Annotated in this window: 21 protein-coding genes; 13 read left to right on the top strand and 8 right to left on the bottom strand. The window is 45.1% G+C overall.

The annotated features are described in order from the left end of the window. Positions 1-9: 9 nt before the first annotated feature. Both mnmA and VIM91_RS08960 read right to left on the bottom strand, forming a co-directional pair. Positions 10-1,137, bottom strand: coding sequence for a tRNA 2-thiouridine(34) synthase MnmA (mnmA, locus tag VIM91_RS08965; RefSeq protein WP_331864481.1), 1,128 nt, complete (start codon positions 1,135-1,137; stop codon positions 10-12). A gap of 27 nt (positions 1,138-1,164) precedes the next feature. Further along, on the bottom strand, positions 1,165-1,722 hold the full coding sequence (locus tag VIM91_RS08960; protein WP_331864480.1) for an rRNA large subunit pseudouridine synthase E: 558 nt from the start codon (positions 1,720-1,722) through the stop codon (positions 1,165-1,167). Between the two features lie 239 nt (positions 1,723-1,961). Between VIM91_RS08960 and VIM91_RS08955 the strand changes: the two genes are divergently transcribed. Genes VIM91_RS08955 through clpA form a run of 3 tightly spaced genes read left to right on the top strand, consistent with a single transcriptional unit; the run spans position 1,962 to position 5,358 of the window. After that, entirely contained in the window at positions 1,962-2,747 is a 786-nt protein-coding gene (locus VIM91_RS08955; protein WP_331864479.1) for a DnaJ domain-containing protein, read from the top strand. A gap of 30 nt (positions 2,748-2,777) precedes the next feature. Further along, entirely contained in the window at positions 2,778-3,092 is a 315-nt protein-coding gene (gene clpS, locus VIM91_RS08950) for an ATP-dependent Clp protease adapter ClpS (protein WP_331864478.1), read from the top strand. Between the two features lie 19 nt (positions 3,093-3,111). Continuing rightward, positions 3,112-5,358, top strand: a complete 2,247-nt coding sequence (gene clpA, locus VIM91_RS08945) for an ATP-dependent Clp protease ATP-binding subunit ClpA (protein ID WP_331864477.1) — start codon at positions 3,112-3,114, stop codon at positions 5,356-5,358. A 76-nt stretch (positions 5,359-5,434) separates the two neighbouring features. On the opposite strand, the gene VIM91_RS08940 is transcribed toward clpA, so the two are convergent. Further along, a complete protein-coding gene (locus VIM91_RS08940) occupies positions 5,435-5,815 on the bottom strand; it encodes a DUF6746 family protein (RefSeq protein WP_331864476.1) in 381 nt (126 codons plus the stop codon). 192 nt (positions 5,816-6,007) lie between these two features. Between VIM91_RS08940 and cobU the strand changes: the two genes are divergently transcribed. From cobU to cobS, 4 genes are read left to right on the top strand one after another with little or no spacing between them, the layout of a single operon-like run. Then, a complete protein-coding gene (gene cobU, locus VIM91_RS08935) occupies positions 6,008-6,514 on the top strand; it encodes a bifunctional adenosylcobinamide kinase/adenosylcobinamide-phosphate guanylyltransferase (protein ID WP_331864475.1) in 507 nt (168 codons plus the stop codon). Positions 6,515-6,539: 25 nt separating this feature from the next. After that, positions 6,540-7,589, top strand: coding sequence for a nicotinate-nucleotide--dimethylbenzimidazole phosphoribosyltransferase (gene cobT / locus VIM91_RS08930; protein ID WP_331864474.1), 1,050 nt, complete (start codon positions 6,540-6,542; stop codon positions 7,587-7,589). Next, entirely contained in the window at positions 7,586-8,191 is a 606-nt protein-coding gene (locus VIM91_RS08925; RefSeq protein ID WP_331864473.1) for a histidine phosphatase family protein, read from the top strand. Before cobT ends, VIM91_RS08925 begins: the two co-directional genes overlap by 4 nt. Continuing rightward, positions 8,191-8,937 (top strand): adenosylcobinamide-GDP ribazoletransferase, encoded by a 747-nt coding sequence (gene cobS, locus VIM91_RS08920; RefSeq protein ID WP_331864472.1) that lies wholly within the window; start codon positions 8,191-8,193, stop codon positions 8,935-8,937. Before VIM91_RS08925 ends, cobS begins: the two co-directional genes overlap by 1 nt. On the opposite strand, the gene VIM91_RS08915 is transcribed toward cobS, so the two are convergent. From VIM91_RS08915 to cobO, 4 genes are read right to left on the bottom strand one after another with little or no spacing between them, the layout of a single operon-like run. Further along, a complete protein-coding gene (locus VIM91_RS08915) occupies positions 8,908-9,771 on the bottom strand; it encodes a cobalamin-binding protein (protein WP_331864471.1) in 864 nt (287 codons plus the stop codon). The genes cobS and VIM91_RS08915 overlap by 30 nt on opposite strands. Further along, the gene (gene cbiB, locus VIM91_RS08910; protein WP_331864470.1) at positions 9,761-10,687 is read right to left on the bottom strand and encodes an adenosylcobinamide-phosphate synthase CbiB; all 927 of its coding nucleotides are present in this window, start codon (positions 10,685-10,687) and stop codon (positions 9,761-9,763) included. Before cbiB ends, VIM91_RS08915 begins: the two co-directional genes overlap by 11 nt. Beyond that, complete coding sequence (locus VIM91_RS08905) at positions 10,674-11,756, bottom strand: pyridoxal phosphate-dependent aminotransferase (protein WP_331864469.1); 1,083 nt, start codon at positions 11,754-11,756, stop codon at positions 10,674-10,676. Before VIM91_RS08905 ends, cbiB begins: the two co-directional genes overlap by 14 nt. After that, on the bottom strand, positions 11,756-12,364 hold the full coding sequence (cobO, locus tag VIM91_RS08900; protein WP_331864468.1) for a cob(I)yrinic acid a,c-diamide adenosyltransferase: 609 nt from the start codon (positions 12,362-12,364) through the stop codon (positions 11,756-11,758). Before cobO ends, VIM91_RS08905 begins: the two co-directional genes overlap by 1 nt. A gap of 158 nt (positions 12,365-12,522) precedes the next feature. Between cobO and VIM91_RS08895 the strand changes: the two genes are divergently transcribed. Further along, on the top strand, positions 12,523-12,813 hold the full coding sequence (locus tag VIM91_RS08895; RefSeq protein WP_331864467.1) for a DUF6172 family protein: 291 nt from the start codon (positions 12,523-12,525) through the stop codon (positions 12,811-12,813). A 22-nt stretch (positions 12,814-12,835) separates the two neighbouring features. On the opposite strand, the gene VIM91_RS08890 is transcribed toward VIM91_RS08895, so the two are convergent. Beyond that, positions 12,836-13,777: a patatin-like phospholipase family protein gene (locus tag VIM91_RS08890; protein WP_331864466.1), complete on the bottom strand. Its 942-nt coding sequence runs from the start codon at positions 13,775-13,777 to the stop codon at positions 12,836-12,838. 177 nt (positions 13,778-13,954) lie between these two features. Here VIM91_RS08890 and VIM91_RS08885 point away from each other — a divergent pair, with 177 nt between their 5' ends. The 5 genes from VIM91_RS08885 to VIM91_RS08865 all read left to right on the top strand — a co-directional run bounded on the left by VIM91_RS08885 (position 13,955) and on the right by VIM91_RS08865 (position 17,679). Next, positions 13,955-14,728 (top strand): M90 family metallopeptidase, encoded by a 774-nt coding sequence (locus VIM91_RS08885; RefSeq protein WP_331864465.1) that lies wholly within the window; start codon positions 13,955-13,957, stop codon positions 14,726-14,728. 71 nt (positions 14,729-14,799) lie between these two features. Beyond that, positions 14,800-16,212, top strand: a complete 1,413-nt coding sequence (locus VIM91_RS08880; protein ID WP_331864464.1) for a nodulation protein NfeD — start codon at positions 14,800-14,802, stop codon at positions 16,210-16,212. Beyond that, positions 16,209-16,958, top strand: coding sequence for a slipin family protein (locus VIM91_RS08875; RefSeq protein ID WP_331864463.1), 750 nt, complete (start codon positions 16,209-16,211; stop codon positions 16,956-16,958). Before VIM91_RS08880 ends, VIM91_RS08875 begins: the two co-directional genes overlap by 4 nt. A gap of 146 nt (positions 16,959-17,104) precedes the next feature. Beyond that, the gene (locus tag VIM91_RS08870; protein WP_331864462.1) at positions 17,105-17,383 is read left to right on the top strand and encodes a type II toxin-antitoxin system RelE/ParE family toxin; all 279 of its coding nucleotides are present in this window, start codon (positions 17,105-17,107) and stop codon (positions 17,381-17,383) included. Then, positions 17,383-17,679 carry a HigA family addiction module antitoxin gene (locus VIM91_RS08865; RefSeq protein WP_331864461.1) on the top strand — a complete coding sequence of 99 codons (297 nt, stop codon included), beginning with the start codon at positions 17,383-17,385 and terminating at the stop codon, positions 17,677-17,679. Before VIM91_RS08870 ends, VIM91_RS08865 begins: the two co-directional genes overlap by 1 nt. The last annotated feature ends 83 nt before the right edge of the window (positions 17,680-17,762 follow it).

Below are 17,762 nucleotides of genomic sequence, written 5' to 3'. Positions count from 1 at the left end.
AGGATTCCTTTAGTTAACTGGGTTGATCTCTAGGGCATTCACTGAATTAGCACGCTCTTCAATGACTCCGCCTCCAAGGCAAACTTGTTCATCATAAAATACGATTGATTGACCAGGTGTAATGGCTTTTTGGGCTAAGTCGAACTCGACTAAAATTTGGCCATTATGAGACTGTTTGATTTGACATGGCTGCTCCGTTTGACGATAACGAATTTTGGCTTTTAGTGGCTTATTAATCGCTGGACATTCGCCCTTGACCCAATCCAGTTGGCTTGCTCTTAAAGCCTTGTGGTGTAGTAAAGGATGCGTTTCACCTTGTACGGCAATTAACTGATTGGTTTGTAGGTTTTTATCCGCAACGAACCAAGGGCTGTCGAGTTCTCCGTGACCGCCACCGATTCCTAAACCTTTACGCTGACCTAACGTGTAATACATCAATCCTTCATGGCGTCCAATTATGTCGCCATGTTCATTAATAATGTCACCGGGTTGAGCAGGCAGGTAGCGTTGCAGAAAGTCTTTGAATTTACGCTCACCAATAAAACAAATGCCGGTGCTGTCTTTTTTATTGTGCACAATCAATTCGGCCTCTTCAGCCAGTTTCCTAACTTCAGGTTTTTGTAACTCCCCAACTGGAAATAGGGTTTTACTTAGGGCATTTTGTTGCAAGGTATATAAGAAATAACTTTGATCTTTATTGTTATCTAGCCCTTTTAATAGCTGGAAGTCACCATTCTCAGTCTGAGCAACGCGTGCATAGTGACCGGTTGCGATTTTATCGGCACCCAAGGCTAATGCATGGTCTAGAAAAGCTTTAAACTTGATTTCTTTATTACACAAAATATCAGGATTTGGCGTACGACCGGCTTTATATTCGGCTAAAAAGTGTTCAAAAACGCGATCCCAATATTCATTCGAAAAATTTTCCACATGCAAAGGAATATCAAGCTGTTCGCAAATACTAAAGACATCTTGTAAATCTTCTGCGGCGGGGCAGTAGTCTTCGGTATCATCGCCTTCCCAGTTTTTCATAAACAAACCTTCGACCTGATATCCCTGCTGTTTGAGCAGTAGGGCGGTAACCGAAGAATCTACGCCACCGGATAAACCGACAATGACTTTGGTGTTTGAGTTCATAGTTAATTCTATTCAATAAATAAGTGGTTATTTTAACAGATTGACCTGGTGAATTAATCGGCTTTGGCCGAGTGTGAGTCCATCTAAGTTGAAAGGCCCAACTTGGCTTCGAATTAAACGTAAAGTTGGAAAACCCACCGCCGCAGTCATACGCCTGACCTGCCGGTTTCTACCTTCAGTGATAGTAAGTTTTAGCCAGCTGGTCGGAATGGATTGTCGTTCTCGTATTGGTGGGTTACGCGGCCATAACCAGTCTGGCTCATTTACCATTTGAGCCTGTGCGGGCTTGGTTGGACCATCTTTTAACATCACACCTTTGCATAATTGTTTGATAGCGGCTGAATCAATCAGACCTTCCACTTGTGCCCAATAGGTTTTAGCTAATTTATGTTTAGGATCACTTATTTGGTGCTGTAATGGCCCATCGTTGGTCAAAACCAATAAGCCCTCACTGTCACGATCCAACCGACCTGCAGCATAAAATCCAGGTTGTTGAATATAATCGGCAAGGGTTTCACGTCCCAGATCATCGGTGAATTGGCATAAAACGTTATAGGGTTTATTAAATAAAAGTACGCTAGACATATTTTGACTTGATTCGAAATGCTAAAATTTAGACTATTTTAACGCGAACCGCTATTTAATAGTTTGAAACTCAAGCTGCTTAAAGACTGAGTGCTTTAAATTAAAAGTCAAAACGGCCTGGAAGGCGAAAAAGTGGCATTAACTTTGCTAGCTGTTTTTGGGCTAAAAGCCGCATTTAGGGGAATACTCAACTTGGTTGGGGTTCAAATTTTGGTTATCAATTGGGGCTTTCTCAAAGCATGTTATCGCAACACTTTGATGTCACTAAAGATTATTTTGCTGTACTGGGATTACATGACCAGGCCTGCGAAAAGACCGTTAAGCTAGCCTATCGGCGTATGGCAAGACGTTATCATCCCGATGTCTCCAAAATGCCGGATGCGACCACGAAATTCCAAGAAATTTCAGAGGCTTACGAGGTTTTAAGTAAGTATCGGGACGCTTATTGCCGAGAACACAAACGTCGTCATAACCGTTCGAACCATTCGGGTTTTAACCAGCAGCAATCATCTTGGCAGTCTCAGCAATCCAACCCACATTATCAAAACCACCGTCAATGGCAGCGTGCCCCCGTAAATGGTAAGGATCGCGTGATTGCTTATCCGTTAACCCTGCGTTATGCCATTCGATTACTTCACCAAGGCTTCTTTTATATTCCAGGTCTAAAGGTAAAAATGAAGTTTACTCGGCAAGCGTTTGAAGGCAAAACCTTCCGCTTAAAAGGCAAAGGTTACCAGGGTTTATTTGGGGGTCGTCCGGGTGATTATCTAGTCAGCTTTAAAATTAGCCAGGACAGCTTAAGCTGGAAATTAAAAGGTGCCGATTTATATGGCGAAGTAAAAGTGCCGAAAAGTTTGCTAGTGCCTGGTTCTAAGGTACAATTTGAGTCACCGGTGGGCGCGCTAACCGTGGTTGTTCCCATTAATTATAGTCAGAATGATTTTATTAAAGTTCATAACAAAGGCTTACCCTCCGATGAACGTGGTCTAGCCGGCCATCTCTATGCGCGTTTAATTGCCGCTTAATTTGTCAAATAATTTGAAAGCTAAAACTTTATGTCTCATTTCGATGAAACCAGTGATAATCTGTTGTTAGATAAGGCAACACAAAAAGCCAAGCCGCCTAAACGTTATAAAGTTGTATTATTAAATGATGACTTTACGCCGATGGATTTTGTGGTGGATGTCTTAATGCGATTTTTTGCGATGGATGAGGCCAAAGCCATGCAAGTTATGCTCGCAGTCCACCACCAAGGTAAAGGGATTTGTGGCGTGTATAGCCGCGATGTGGCGGAGACCAAGGCCTATCAAGTGAATCAATTTTCACGTCAGAACCAGCACCCATTACTGTGCCAAATCGAAGCCGAATAAAGCGATTGAGAACCAGAATATGTTAAGTAAACCCGTGCAAATGTCACTCAGCAATGCCTTTGGTATGGCACATGAATACGAACATGAGTTCGTTACCTTGGAGCATTTGCTATTAGAGCTACTCAGCTTGCCGGATGTGCAAGAAGTGGTAGTGGCCTGTGGCGGCCAATTAGAACAAATTGAAGCTGCTCTCGAAGAGTATCTAGAATCTGAACCGGTTGTGGCCAACCCGGATCGTCAAGAAATCCATCCTTCAATGGGGTTTCAGCGTGTGATTGAGCGTGCGATTTATATGGTCCAATCTAACGGCTATAACGAAGTCATGGGGGTGCATTTGTTAGCGGCAATGTATGCTGAACCCGACTCGCATGCAGCTTATCTTTTAGAGTTGAACGGCATTCAGCGTGTTGATGTGCTTAGTTACTTATCCCATGGCATTGTTTCATCTGATGAGCATGAATATTATCGTGCAGAAGAGGATGAATCTTCGGAACAAGCAAGTGAATCCTCCAACGATGATGCCTTAAAAAACTTTACGCTTAATCTAAATCAACAAGCGCTCGAAGGTCGAATTGACCCGATGATTGGGCGGGGTTGGGAGTTGAATCGCACCTTAGAAATATTAAGTCGCCGCCGTAAAAACAACCCATTATTAGTTGGGGAACCCGGTGTGGGTAAAACCTCCATTGCAGAAGGTTTAGCTCATAAAATTGTGCATGGCGAAGTACCGGAGAGCTTAGGTGATGCGGTGGTTTACAGCCTGGATATGGGTGCGTTATTAGCCGGTACACGTTACCGTGGTGATTTTGAAAAACGTTTTAAATCTCTACTTAATAGCCTTGAGAAACAACCGCATGCGATTCTGTTTATTGATGAAATACATACTATTATTGGGGCTGGTGCGGTGCAAGGTGGTGCAATGGATGCGTCTAACCTAATGAAGCCCGCACTGGCCAATGGAAAGTTACGTTGCATTGGCGCGACCACTTATGAAGAGTATCGCGGTATCTTTGAAAAAGACCGTGCGTTAGCGCGACGTTTTCAGAAAGTCGAAGTACGTGAACCTTCAGTGGTTGAAACCATACAAATTTTAAAAGGCTTAAAAGAGCAGTTTGAATCGCATCACGATGTTAAATATACCCAACCGGCGTTAAAAGCCGCAGCTGAATTGGCGGAGCGTTATATTACCGATCGCCATTTACCTGACAAAGCGATTGATGTGATTGATGAAGCGGGTGCTAAACAACGTTTGATGGTGGCAAGTAAACGCCGTAAACAGATTGGGGTGCCAGAAATCCAGCAAGTGGTGGCGAATATTGCGCGTATTCCAATCGCCAACATTACCCAGAAAGAAAAAGACAAATTGTTTGATCTAGAGGACAGTTTGAAGCGAGTGGTTTTTGGCCAAGATCATGCCATTAAACAGTTGGTCTCGGCGATTAAATTGGCACGTTCCGGTTTAGCTAGCCCAGACAAACCAACCGGCAGTTTTTTGTTTTCCGGCCCAACTGGGGTAGGTAAAACCGAATTAACCCAGCAGATGGCAAAACATCTAGGCGTGGAGTTGATTCGATTTGACATGTCGGAATATATGGAACGCCATACCGTATCGCGTTTAATTGGTGCGCCGCCTGGATATGTGGGTTATGATCAGGGTGGTTTGTTGACTGAAGCCGTCAACCGTCAGCCTCATTCGGTGGTCTTGTTGGATGAAATTGAAAAAGCCCATCCCGATGTTTATAACCTATTATTACAAGTGATGGATCACGGCACCTTAACCGACAACAACGGCCGTAAAGTCGATTTTCGCAATGTGGTATTGATTATGACGTCTAATGTTGGTGCCGAAAATATGAGTCGCGCCAGCATTGGCTTTACCGAACAAGATCACACCCTAGATTTTGAAGCAGAGCTGAAAAAGGTATTTAAACCCGAATTCCGCAACCGTCTCGATGCCGTGATTCAGTTTAATAAGTTATCTGAAAAGTCGATGGAATCGGTAGTTAACAAGTTTATTTATGCGCTGGAACAAAGCTTGGCGGATAAAAAAGTAACCTTGGTTTTAACCACCAAGGCACGAGCTTGGTTGGCGAAAAAAGGTTACGACCCACAAATGGGCGCGCGACCAATGAACCGATTAATTCAAGATAAGATTAAGCAGCCGTTGGCGGAAAAACTATTGTTCGGTGAGCTGCAAAATGGCGGCCAAGTGACGATTGATTTAAAAGCCGATGACCTCGTATTTAAAGTTAAATCAACAAGTTAATTTTTAATCTAAGGTACAAACAAAAAAAGCGCCTCCATTTTATGGACGGCGCTTTTTTTATGGCGGCAATTAAGCTTTAAGGAATGATTTTTTGAGACTCATCTAAATATTCACGACCCTTTTTAAGCGCTTTATCATACTGGGCTTTTTCACTCGCTTTGTGCAGGTCTTCCAAGTTGTCTTCAATATTGTCTATCGCATCTTCAATCACATCTAGCGCGTTTTCCAGCGTATAGGTGATTTTATGAATTTCTGCCATATCTACAGGCTTAAGTTCATCTTTTTGCAAAATAGCAGCCAATTCCTTGTTGTACTCAGAAAAGTTTTTAACCGCTGCTTCTAGTGTATGTGATGCTTCGCCTTTGAAATGCCGTGGCATGTCATCGCTCGCCATGGCCGTCGTGTGTAATGCAAGGCTCGAAATAAATGCAAATGCGAGGGTGGCTTTGTTAATCATGATCTATCCTCATTGTTAATAATCAATGCATTTGATTTTAGCAATAACGCTTAGATAAAAGTAACGGAACATTGTTAATTCACATTTGTTCACGAATTAGGTATGCAATATGCCCGCTTTGATAAGGCTGGGTCTGTAAAACCTAGAGGCCGATGGTATGATTATGCCTTCACTTAATTTGAGGTTGGTTTTTTGTCGATTCACTTTATTTTAGGCGGCGCACGTTCCGGCAAAAGCGCTTATGCTGAACAGATGGCCAAAACACAAGCCAAGCCGGTGGTATATATTGCTACAGCCCAGGCCGACGATGCCGAAATGCAAAACCGGATTGCACATCACCAAACTCAGCGCCCACAAGAGTGGCGCACACTTGAGGTGGCTGATGATTTGGGCGGGGCATTAAATTCAATTGATGCTGAGCATTGTGTCATTATTGACTGTTTAACCCTGTGGATGATGACGTGTTTTGCAGAGCATCCGCAAGTGAATCAGCAGGCGATTGACCACTTTGTCGAATCGTTAGTGCAGTTCAAAGGCGATTTATTACTGGTGTCAAATGAAATCTCGATGGGTGTCGTGCCGATGGGCGCTTTATCTCGAGATTATGTCGATAGCCTAGGGCGTTTGCATCAACAGGTGGCCGCACGCGCCGATCAAGTAACTTTAATGGTGGCTGGGCTACCTATGACGGTTAAGTAAGCCGCATTTATAAAGGACAAGCAGTATGTGGCTAAACGAGCCAGTAAAAGTTTTAGATGTCCAAGCTCAAGCTCAGGCCGAAGCTCGTCAAACACAACTCACCAAACCGGCTGGTTCGTTGGGTGAGTTAGAGCGATTAGCGGTTCGATTAGCGGCGATGCAGGGCACCGATAAACCAACTATGCACCAGGCCTGGATTAGCGTTTTTGCCGCTGATCATGGCTTGGCTGAAGCGGGTGTGTCGGCGTTTCCGCAGCAGGTGACCGCTCAAATGGTGCAAAACTTTATATCAGGTGGGGCGGCAATCACGGTATTGGCACGTCAACACCAAGTGCCTTTTGAAGTGGTGGATGTCGGTGTCAAAGCGGATTTTGCCAAACAACCAGGCCTGGTGGTCGATAAAGTGGGCTACGGTACGGCTAATGCCTTAAATCAGCCAGCTATGACTCAAGCTGAATGTCAGCAGGCTTTAGAGGTTGGAAAGCGTGCGGCTGAAAGGGCGTATCAGGCTGGTGCATCTTGTTTTATTGCCGGTGAAATGGGGATTGCCAATACCGCTTCGTCTAGTTTACTGCTCGCCTGTCTGATGCAAACCGAAATTGCGCCTCTAGTGGGGGCCGGTACGGGATTAGATTCAGCGGGTGTTGCGCACAAAGTTGAGATTTTAAAACAGGTTTTGGATCGCCATGCCTCAAGTTTAAAGCCAGCCCAACCCTTAGATATTTTGGCGTGTGTGGGCGGTTTTGAGATAGCGGCTTTAACGGGGGCTTATTTGCGTTGTGCGCAATTGGGTTTACCGGTTTTAGTGGATGGTGTGATTACCACTTCGGCGGCATTAGTGGCGAATGCGATTGCACCGCAAGCGAAAGACTGGTGGGTTTTTAGTCATTTATCGGTCGAACCGGCTCATAAAATCGCATTGGATTTTTTAGGTGTGAAGCCTTTGTTGCAATTGGATTTACGTTTAGGTGAAGGCTCGGGGGCGGCGATTGCTTGGCCGTTATTGCAACAAGCCTGTGTTTTGCACAACCAAATGGCAACCTTTGCCGAAGCCTCGGTAAGTAGCGGCGCATGAGTTCGTTGCAACCGAAACGCATACAACTGGTTCGTCACGCGAAATTGGTGTCGGACACCACGGGTTTGTTTATCGGTCGCACCGACCTTCAGGCGTGTGCGTCATCTAGCCAGCAACTAGTGGAGAGGTTGCAAAAAAAACCTTTTGATGCGGTAGTCAGTTCCCCTTTGCAACGCTGCCGAACTTTAGCCGAGCAGGTGGCAAAATCAAACAAGCTTCAAGTTGACTATCTGGATGGCTTGCAAGAGCGTGACTGGGGAAGTTGGGATGGCTTGCATAGCGCCGATATCAAGCCGTCTGATTTACAGGCTTATTACGATGATCCATTTAATTATGTGATGCCGCAAGCCGAAAGCTGGGATCAAATGCGCGCACGTTTAAACCAGGCCTGGTGGGCGCTATTAAATCATCCAGCACAAGACATTTTATGTATTACGCATGGTGGTGTTTTACGATTATTGATGCAGCAAATATTAGGCTTAGCGGATCAGGCTTTATTCCAGCTTAAACTCGATTACGGTGTGCAAATTTTATTGGAAGTCACGCCTACTCAAACTCAACCGTTTGTGCAGTTGGTTGAGATTCGACCAGGAAATTTATAATGAATGCCTTTAAACGCTTTTTTAAATCGTTTTGGTTAGCGGTACAGTTTTTTACGCGCTGGCCAACCCCGCAATATGCCTCGGTGAGCTCCGAAGAAATGGGGCGCAGTTTGGCCTGGTTGCCATTGGTTGGCTTATTCATTGGTTTGGGTTTATGGGCTTTGACAAGCTTGCAGGCCTGGTGGTCAGAGTCAGTTGTCGCCTTAATTATCTTACTGGCTTGGGTGTGGAGCACGGGCGGCTTACATATTGATGGCGCGGCGGATTTTGCCGATGCTTGGTTGGGCAGCTGTGGTGACAAAACCCGTGCTTTAGAAATAATGAAAGACAGCCGAATCGGCACAGGTGGCGGGGTGGCAATCGGGTTGATTTTGTTAACCAAGTGGGTTTTGTTAACTCAACTATTACAAACCGATTGGTTGGTTTTGTTGGTATTGATTCCTTTTTGGGCACGCATTGGCTCGCTTATGTTAATGATGACGACACCTTATGCGTCACAAAATGGCATGGCTGAAACCATGTTTCGTCATCTGAATCGCAAAATGGTTTGGTTGTGGTTGGTGATCGCGCTTGGTTTGATGATCGTTAAAGCACCAGGCCTGGTGCTGATTGTGTTGGCTTGGTTTTGGGTACGTTGGTTATTGATTCGCTATTTGGGCGGCATGAATGGCGATGGCGCGGGTTTGATGACTGAAGTATTAGAAATCGGCGCTTTATTAATCTTGAGCGCGAGCTTTATCCATTAACTGACATAAGTTATCAAGTGCATCAATTAAACGTGCGGTTGGGCGTTGAAAATGATCGGCGTTTAAAGGATAGATATGGCCGTTTTTAACCGCCTTGAGTTGTGCAATTTTCTGCCATTCGGCAAGCCATTGTTGTTGAACATGATCCAACCCACCCAGTAAAATCATGTCTGGATTTTGCTGAATCACGGCTTCGCGGTTGACATGCGGTGCGAGCGCACTTAAATCGGCAAATACATTGGTGCCACCACACACTTCAATCGCTTGGCTAATAAACTGTTCGCCATTAATGGTGATGGTGGGTTGATGCCAAACTTGATAAAACACCCGCACTTTTGGCGCATCTTGATAATGTTTTCGTAATTGGTTTAGTTGCTCACGCAGTCGTTTGGCCTCCGTTCTGGCGGTCTGCGTTTGTTGGCTCACCCGACCGATTTCTTCGATCAAATTCGGAATAGCATCTAAACCTTGGGTATCACGAATCAATAGATTTAACCCCAGGCGTTCTAAACGATCCAAATCTTGCGGACGATTGCCAGATTGCCAGGCTAATACTAAGTCTGGTTTGAGTTGCATAATCACTTCAAAATTAAGTGCGTTATAACTACCGACAATCGGAAGCGACAAGGCGGCTTCAGGGTAATCGGAGTAGTTGACCACGCCTACCAATTGATCGCCTGCACCGGCTGAATAAACCAACTCGGTTAAACTGGGAGCAAGTGAAATAATGCGTTTGGCCGCTGGTTCAGCTTGGGCCGCCCAGCTGGTAAATAATAGGCTAATTAAAAAACTGTAAATACTGAGTTTTTTGAAGTTCATCAATTTAAACCACATGATAAAGCAGCCCAATTAAGATCAATAAAATCATGCCTAAGTCGAGCGGCAAGCTTAAACTTAACGCCCGTTTTAAATGGCTGGCCTCCAGTTGTTTGGGTGACTGTGGATCACCAAAATAGGGTTTATCCGTCAGCTCACCAAAGTAGCGGGTGGGGCCGCCCAACTGTGCACCAATTCGCCAAGCCATCGCCGCAATTGGATAACCCGCGTTGGGGCTGGCATGCCCACCTGCTTGACGCCACCAACTAAACAGTCCAACTTTGGAACTCAGCAATGCCATCCATAAGGCCGTGATGCGAGCCGGTAACCAGTTTGCCACGTCATCCAAACGTGCCGCGACCTTACCAAAACGCTCGTAGCGTGCGTTGCGATAGCCGACCATTGAATCCATGGTGTTGATCGCCTTGTAAACAACCAGGCCTGGTAGGCCAAACAATAAAAAGTAAAACATCGGTGCAATGACGCCATCGCTTAAATTTTCCGCATAGGTTTCGACACCCGCTTTAAAACAATCACTTTGATCCAGGTCTTGTGTGTCGCGGCTCACTAACATCGCCACGGCTTGTTGAGGTTGCGGGTGGGTGATGAGACCGGCCACTTGGTCACGCAACATACGATGCGCAATCAAGGTCGAAGCTAATAAACCATTAATGAATAAGTGCAGCCATAAAGGCAGGGTAAACAGTAACAAGCTGACGATTGTGGCGGCCAATAAACTGAATATCAACAAGCTAAAAACTAAACCGGCACCGCGTAAAATCGAATCGGCATAATATCGCTTTTCAAACCAGCTAATCAGTTTTCCCAGCCCAATTACTGGATGCGCACGTCCCATAAATTCGCCAAAAAATCGGTCGAAAAGGATCGCTAATAAGGCGCTGATTAAAATCCAGCTGGGATCAAATAATAGCATGGGGTGTTTCCTGGTTAAGTTGGTTAAAAGCGTGTATTAAACGTTGGTGGTGAGTCGGGGTTTGCACGGAAATGCGCAGGTGATCTTGGCCTAATTCGACCCCAAAACTATCACAAGCTCGGACTAAAATCTGCTGATCCTCCAAGGCTTGGGCAATCTGTTGAGCCGGCTGTTGGGTTTGCACCAATACAAAATTGGCTGAACCCGGCATCACTTTTTTGAGCAACGTACAACTTTGCAGGCGTTGGATTAAATCGGCTTTGGCGCTCAACAACCAGGCCTGGTTGTGGTTATCAAAGTCTGGGTCTTGTAGCGCTTGTTGCAATAATTGACTATCCAGATAAGAAATCGGCCAAGCTGCTTGTGGCCAAGTTTTTAGCCAGTCCGGTTGCGCAAACACCGCACCCACACGCAAACCTGGACAAGCGTAATATTTGGTTAAGGATTGCATAATAATGAGCTTTGGCCAGTCTTTCAGGTATCGGCGAAAACTGAGATCATGCTCAAATCCCAAAAATGGCAAAAAGGATTCATCCATCACCACCCAACAATCTTGTTTACGCCAATGGGCAATCAGTTTTTCGAGTTTATGTGGCGCATAATAATGGCCATCCGGCGTGCTGGGATTCACAAATACCACCAGACTATTGGCTGGCAGATCGGGCAAGCACCAGGCCTGGTGGTCAGGCTGATTAAAATCGCGTTTAAGCTCAATCGTGGTTTGGCTATAAAACGCCGCTGCCCGCTGATATTCGCCGTACAAGGGCGTGAAAAGCAGGGTGGTGTGAGGGCGCAAGTGCGCAAACAAACTCAAAATCGCGCTCGAAATGCCATTGGTTAAACGAATATGATCGGTAGCTAACTGAAACTTTTCAGCGATCGCCACCCGCAAATCGTGTGCTTGTTGTGGCGGATAATGTGACCATAAAGCCGGTTGCAGGGTTAAATCGTAACGCGGTTGGTTTGGGTTAATGCTGGCGGAAAAATCCAATACTCTCGCCAAAGCTTGTTGCGGGCTTAAACCTTGGCGTTGAGCAAACTCAAAAAATTGACCACCGTGTTGAGACATTAAAAATCAATACCTGGTTGGGCTTGAATGCCACTTTTGTAAGCGTGTTTTTCGTCTTGAATTTCCGACACGGTATCCGCCAGTTCACGTAATTCCGCAATCGCAGAGCGGCCAGTGACAATCACGTGTTGGCCTTCAGGTCGCTCCATAATGATATTAAGTACCGTGTCTTTATCCAAATAATCGTAGCTGAGCAAATAGGTTAATTCGTCTAATACCACTAAGTCATAACTTGGGTCAGTCAGCATTTGGGTGGCAACTTGCCAACCGCGCTGTGAGGTCGCGATGTCTTGTTGACGGTCTTGGGTGTCCCAGGTAAAACCATCGCCCAGTACATGCCATTCGCAATTGGGTTGGGCGTTAAAAAAGGCTTCTTCGCCGGTATCGGTGCGGCTTTTAATAAACTGGCAGACACCCACTTTCAAGCCATGTCCTAGTGCGCGAGCAATGGAGCCAAAGGCGGAGGTGGATTTGCCTTTGCCATGACCGGTGATGACAATTAACAAGCCCTTTTTTTGGTCGGCACGTGCAATCGCGGCATCAATTTGCGCCTTTTTACGCGCCATACGGATTTTATGATACTGGGATTTCTTATCGTCGTGACTCATTCTAAAATTCACTGTTTAAATTAAAGCCAACAGTTTACAAAACTTATGCAGTTTATTGGTTAATAAATCGGCTTTGCACGCATTAAATATCAATCCAGTTAACAAAAGTCTCTATAATCCATACCTTAGTTTCTTATTCCAGCTCTATCGAGATCGCCATGAAAAAAACCTTTAGCTTAACCCACGAAAAAATCCAACCAGCTCGATTAATTGAAGCGGTTAAACACGATGTTCGTAAATATTTAAAGCGCGAACGCGCTAAAACTTTGCCGGCAGGGGCGGATTTTTGGGATTTTGATTGCCGTTTTGGCGAGCAGGCGACGAGTAGTAGGGTGATTCATATCGCCGAAATAGATGCTTCGTTAAATCAAGCTGAAGCGCAAAATTGGCCATCTTGTTATATTGAAATTCTTGTCAAGCCCGGCTACCGCACACCTAAAACAGTCTAAATAAATATTAGCACTTGCCAGCTTAATTACCAGGCCTGGTGCTTAAGGCTTTTTCAGCTTGTTCATAACCTAATTTCACCATGCGCTCAACTTGGTTAAATTCCAACATGCCGCAGGCATTACGCGGAATATCAATTGTAAAGTCTGGCGGATAACTCGCCAGTTTTTGGCGGGCAATGGTGTTTTGCATGCTGTCGAAGGCACGATTACTGATATCCAGCACATCCCAATCCAGTCCTATGGACTTGTCTTTTTGCTGACCAAATTTCTCGACAAAAAAATCTTTAATCGTATCGGTTATACCGTTTAGGTGACCTAACCAATCAGACGATTCAGACGAGTTTTGCTTGTCGTTTTCAGGCGTCTCTTGCACCTTGTCTTGGGGTTTACCGCCCAAGTTCACCGCAATAATTAAATCATTGTGGTCGCTAAAAGTGGGGGCGATCGGCACTGGGTTGAGCACCCCGCCATCAATCAATGTCATGCCATGATGTTCATATGGTGTGAAAATCATGGGTAATGAAATTGAGGCACGGATCGCTTTATGCAACAAACCGGTTTGCAGCCAAACTTCTTTTTCGTGATCAATGTCGGTCGCCACAGCGGTGTAGGCGATATCCAAATCTTCGATTTGCACATCACCCAAAAAATCGGCCAGTTTATTAAAGAGTTTTTCGCCTTTAATCAGGCCACTGCTGTTCCAAGATACATCTATTAATCCTAGTAACTCGGTTTTGCTGAGCTGTTTTAACCAGTCTTCATAAGCATCGAGTTTGCCGGTGGCGTAGAGGCCGCCAATTAACGCGCCCATCGAGCAACCGGAGATCGAGCAAATTTGGTAACCTTTTTCTTCTAAACAACGAATCACGCCAATGTGCGCTAAACCACGTGCGCCACCGCTGCCTAACACCAATGAAACCGTTTTATTTTTAGCGGGTGTCGAGTTTTTAGTAGGGTGATTCATATGTGGTTTGACCTGTTTTGTTTAAATGAGACTGTGGGTTTGATTATAAAGACTCGTGGTTCTGGAGCAAGCGAAACTGGCCAGCGAGACTCGAGCAATTTTGACTACTATTGAATTGAAAACCAAGCTAAGCTTATCGACGCGTTAATATCGAAAAATGGTGGAATGGATTGATTGATGAGCTGGATTAAGCACTGGCAAGTAAGGCGTGTTTTAAAACGTGAGCCAATTGGGCACGAGTTTTGGCATAACCTAATGGCAAAAGATCCGCTATTTGCAGACCTAAGTTCGGTGCAAAAAGCCCATTTGCGCGAACTGACCACCTTATTTAAGTATCAAAAAAACTTTCGTGCAAGCGATGACTTCAATTTAACGCAATCGATGGCGCTGACGATTTCGGCGCATGCTTGTTTATTGATTTTAGAGTTGGGTTTGGATTACTACCAAGGCTGGCGCGATATCATCGTTTACCCAACCGCGTTTGTGGTTGAGCGCGATGAAACGGACGAATTGGGCGTAGTAGTGCATCAAGCGCAAGTTTTAGGGGGTGAAGCTTGGTTAACTGGCCCGGTGGTGTTGGAATGGCAGAGCTTTAAGGCTGAGTCGGACGAATTCACACCAGGGCGTAATCTTGTGTTACATGAGTTTGCGCATAAGTTAGATATGCTCAATGGCGCGGCTAATGGCATGCCGTCATTGCATAAAACCATGAATCGCGAACACTGGACGCAAGCTTTTAGTAAGGCTTTTGAGCAACTACAACATCAAGTCGAACATGGCCATCATCCGGCTATTAATCCGTATGCGGCGACAGATCCAGCTGAATTTTTTGCTGTCTCAACGGAGTACTTTTTTACCGCACCTCATTTGCTGAATCACCATTTTCCTGCAGTTTATGAGCAATTATGTTTGTTTTATCGGCAAGATCCTAATGCCCGTTTAAGTATTTGATTTTGGCTTGAAATCTTAGTTAAGAAGCGTAAAGTGGAAAGCAGGATATGTATCCCGTAAGGAGCTAAGTTATGCAGCGAATTACAAGCCGTTTTACGCTTTGGGCATTTATTTTAATGGCCTTATTGGGTTTCAATAATGTCTCAGCCAATAAAGCACCAGGCCTGGTGGTTGAATTGAGCATTGGGGGCGGCGTCGGCCCAGCCACTCAGGATTATATTCAACGCGGTATTCAAAAAGCCGAAGCTCAGCAAGCCCAACTTATTATTCTGAAAATGGATACGCCGGGTGGCCTAGATTCGGCTATGCGCGCGATTATCAAAAACATCGCTAATGCCAACATTCCGGTCGTAACCTATGTGTCACCCAGCGGCGCACGAGCCGCCAGCGCGGGTACTTATATTCTGTATGCCAGTCATATTGCGGCAATGGCGCCCGGCACGAATCTTGGTGCGGCAACGCCCGTACAAATCGGCGGGTTTTCTCCGCCAGACATCAAACCCAGTTCCGCGTCAGATAATACCAGCGAAACCCAAGCACCTAACGAGGCTGGGTTAGAGCAGGCCATGCAAGACCCGTCTAAACGCAAAGTCATCAATGATGCGGTTGCTTACATTCAAGGTTTGGCGCAACTGCGTGGACGCAATGCCGAATGGGCGGAAAAAGCCGTGCGCCAAGCTGCGAGTTTATCCGCAGATGGAGCGTTAAAGCAAAATGTGATTGATTTAATTGCCAACAGTCGAGCCGATTTATTAAATCAGCTTGATGGCCGTAAGGTCATTATTCATCAGCAACCCCATCAACTTAATACCGCTAATGCCCAAGTCGTCGAAATTTTACCCGATTGGCGCAGTCAATTATTGAGTGTGATCACCAATCCCAATATTGCCTATATTCTGCTTTTAGTCGGCATTTATGGCCTGATTCTGGAGTTTTTTAATCCAGGTGGTTTTTTTCCAGGCATTGTGGGGGCGATTGCGTTATTGCTGGCTTTGTATGCCTTTCAATTATTGCCGGTTAATTATGCTGGTTTGGCGCTGATTTTTCTCGGGGTCGCGTTGATGATTGCTGAAGCGTTTGATCCGAGTTTTGGTGTATTGGGACTGGGCGGTATTGCCTCGTTTGTGATCGGTTCCATCATTTTAATGGATACCGATCAACCGGCTTATGGCATCGATTTATCCTTGATTATTAGTCTTACGGTTTTGAGTGTATTGGTGTTAGGCGCAATATTGTGGTTGGCGGTGAAATCCACTCGTAGTCAAATCGTCAGCGGTTTGGAGGCTTTGATTGGCAGTGAAGCGGTGGTGATTGAAGATTTTGATGAAAAAGGTTCAGTCATTATGCACGGAGAACATTGGCAAGCTATCACCCATAAGCCTCTAAAGAAAGCGCAAACCGTCAAAGTCACCGGTCTTAAAAACCTGATTCTTAGCGTTGAGCCGCTGGATTCTGAAAATCCACAAAAGGAGGATGTAACATGAGTATGTTTGCACTTTATATCGTGTTCGGGCTGGTCGTATTATTTTTTGTCAGCGCCATCCGAATTCTGCGTGAATACGAACGTGGCGTTATTTTTATGTTAGGGCGTTTTACCAAGGTAAAAGGGCCGGGCATTATTATCGTGATTCCGCTCATTCAGCAAATGGAAAGAGTGGATTTACGCACTGTTGTGATGGACGTGCCCAGCCAAGATGTGATTTCGCGCGATAACGTATCCGTGCATGTGAATGCGGTGGTGTATTTCCGCGTGATTGAACCGGATAAAGCCATTATCCAAGTCGAAGATTTTCACGAAGCGATTAGTCAGCTCTCGCAAACCACCTTGCGTTCGGTGTTAGGTCAGCATGAGCTGGATGAAATGCTCGCCGAACGAGATCGTTTGAACATTGATATCCAAAAATCGCTCGACGAACAAACCGATGCTTGGGGTGTCAAAGTCAGCAATGTCGAAATCAAGCATGTGGATTTGGATGAAAGTATGATTCGCGCTATCGCCAAACAAGCCGAAGCCGAACGTAGCCGACGCGCCAAAGTGATTCATGCCGAAGGCGAAATGCAAGCTTCGCAAAAGTTATTAGAAGCTGCGCAAATCCTATCGCAACAACCGCAAGCCTTACAGTTGCGTTATCTGCAAACCCTAACCGAAATTGCCAACGACCGCTCCAATACCATTGTCTTTCCACTGCCGATGGATTTAGCGGATGTGATTTTCAATAAAAAGAAATAAACATTAGTGCCCAAGAATAACCAGACCTGGTGGTGAAGTGATAGTACCAGGCCTGGTGGCGTGTTTTGACTAGATTTGAAAGCCGACCACACTAATCTAATTAATGTAAAATAGCATTTCGTAACCCTTTGAGTTACACTTGTCCCATGATTAAAAGTTTTATCCATAAAGGACTTCAAAAGTTTTACGCCTCAGGCAATACTTCTGGTATTCAGAAAAAGCATGAGAAAAAACTACGCCTTATCCTTACCAACTTGGACCAAGCTGAAAGCCCAGATGACATGGATTTGCCAGGGCTTTTTATGCACCCGCTGAAAGGTGGACGCAGCGGAATATGGTCTGTGTGTGTAAGTGGAAACTTGAGAATTACTTATCGCTTTGATGGGCGGGATGTCGAAATTGTAAATTATGAGGATTATCACTAATGGCAATGTTTAATCCAGCGCACCCTGGAGAAATCTTAAAAGAACTAATTATCGAGTCTTTAGGCTTAACGATTACCGATGTTGCATCTCATTTGGGTGTGAGTCGTAAAACCTTGTCTAAGATTTTAAATGCACACGGTTCTATTACACCGGAAATGGCTGTTCGGCTAGAACTGGCTTTTGGTAAGCCAACAGCCGATCATTGGCTACGCATGCAAAACGCCTATGATCTCTGGCAAACACGACAACAAAAAGCGTCATTTCAAGTTTCACCTTATAACGTTCAAATGGCGTAAAAGGGCAAGTAGGTTAAATTTACTCTACATATTTATTCAAGGCAAAAATAATGTGTAAACCATCAGATAATCAACAAGATAAG

This window comes from Thiomicrospira sp., assembly GCF_036568485.1.
Taxonomy (GTDB): Bacteria; Pseudomonadota; Gammaproteobacteria; order Thiomicrospirales; family Thiomicrospiraceae; genus Thiomicrospira.
This window is presented reverse-complemented; position numbering and strand designations above follow the sequence as displayed.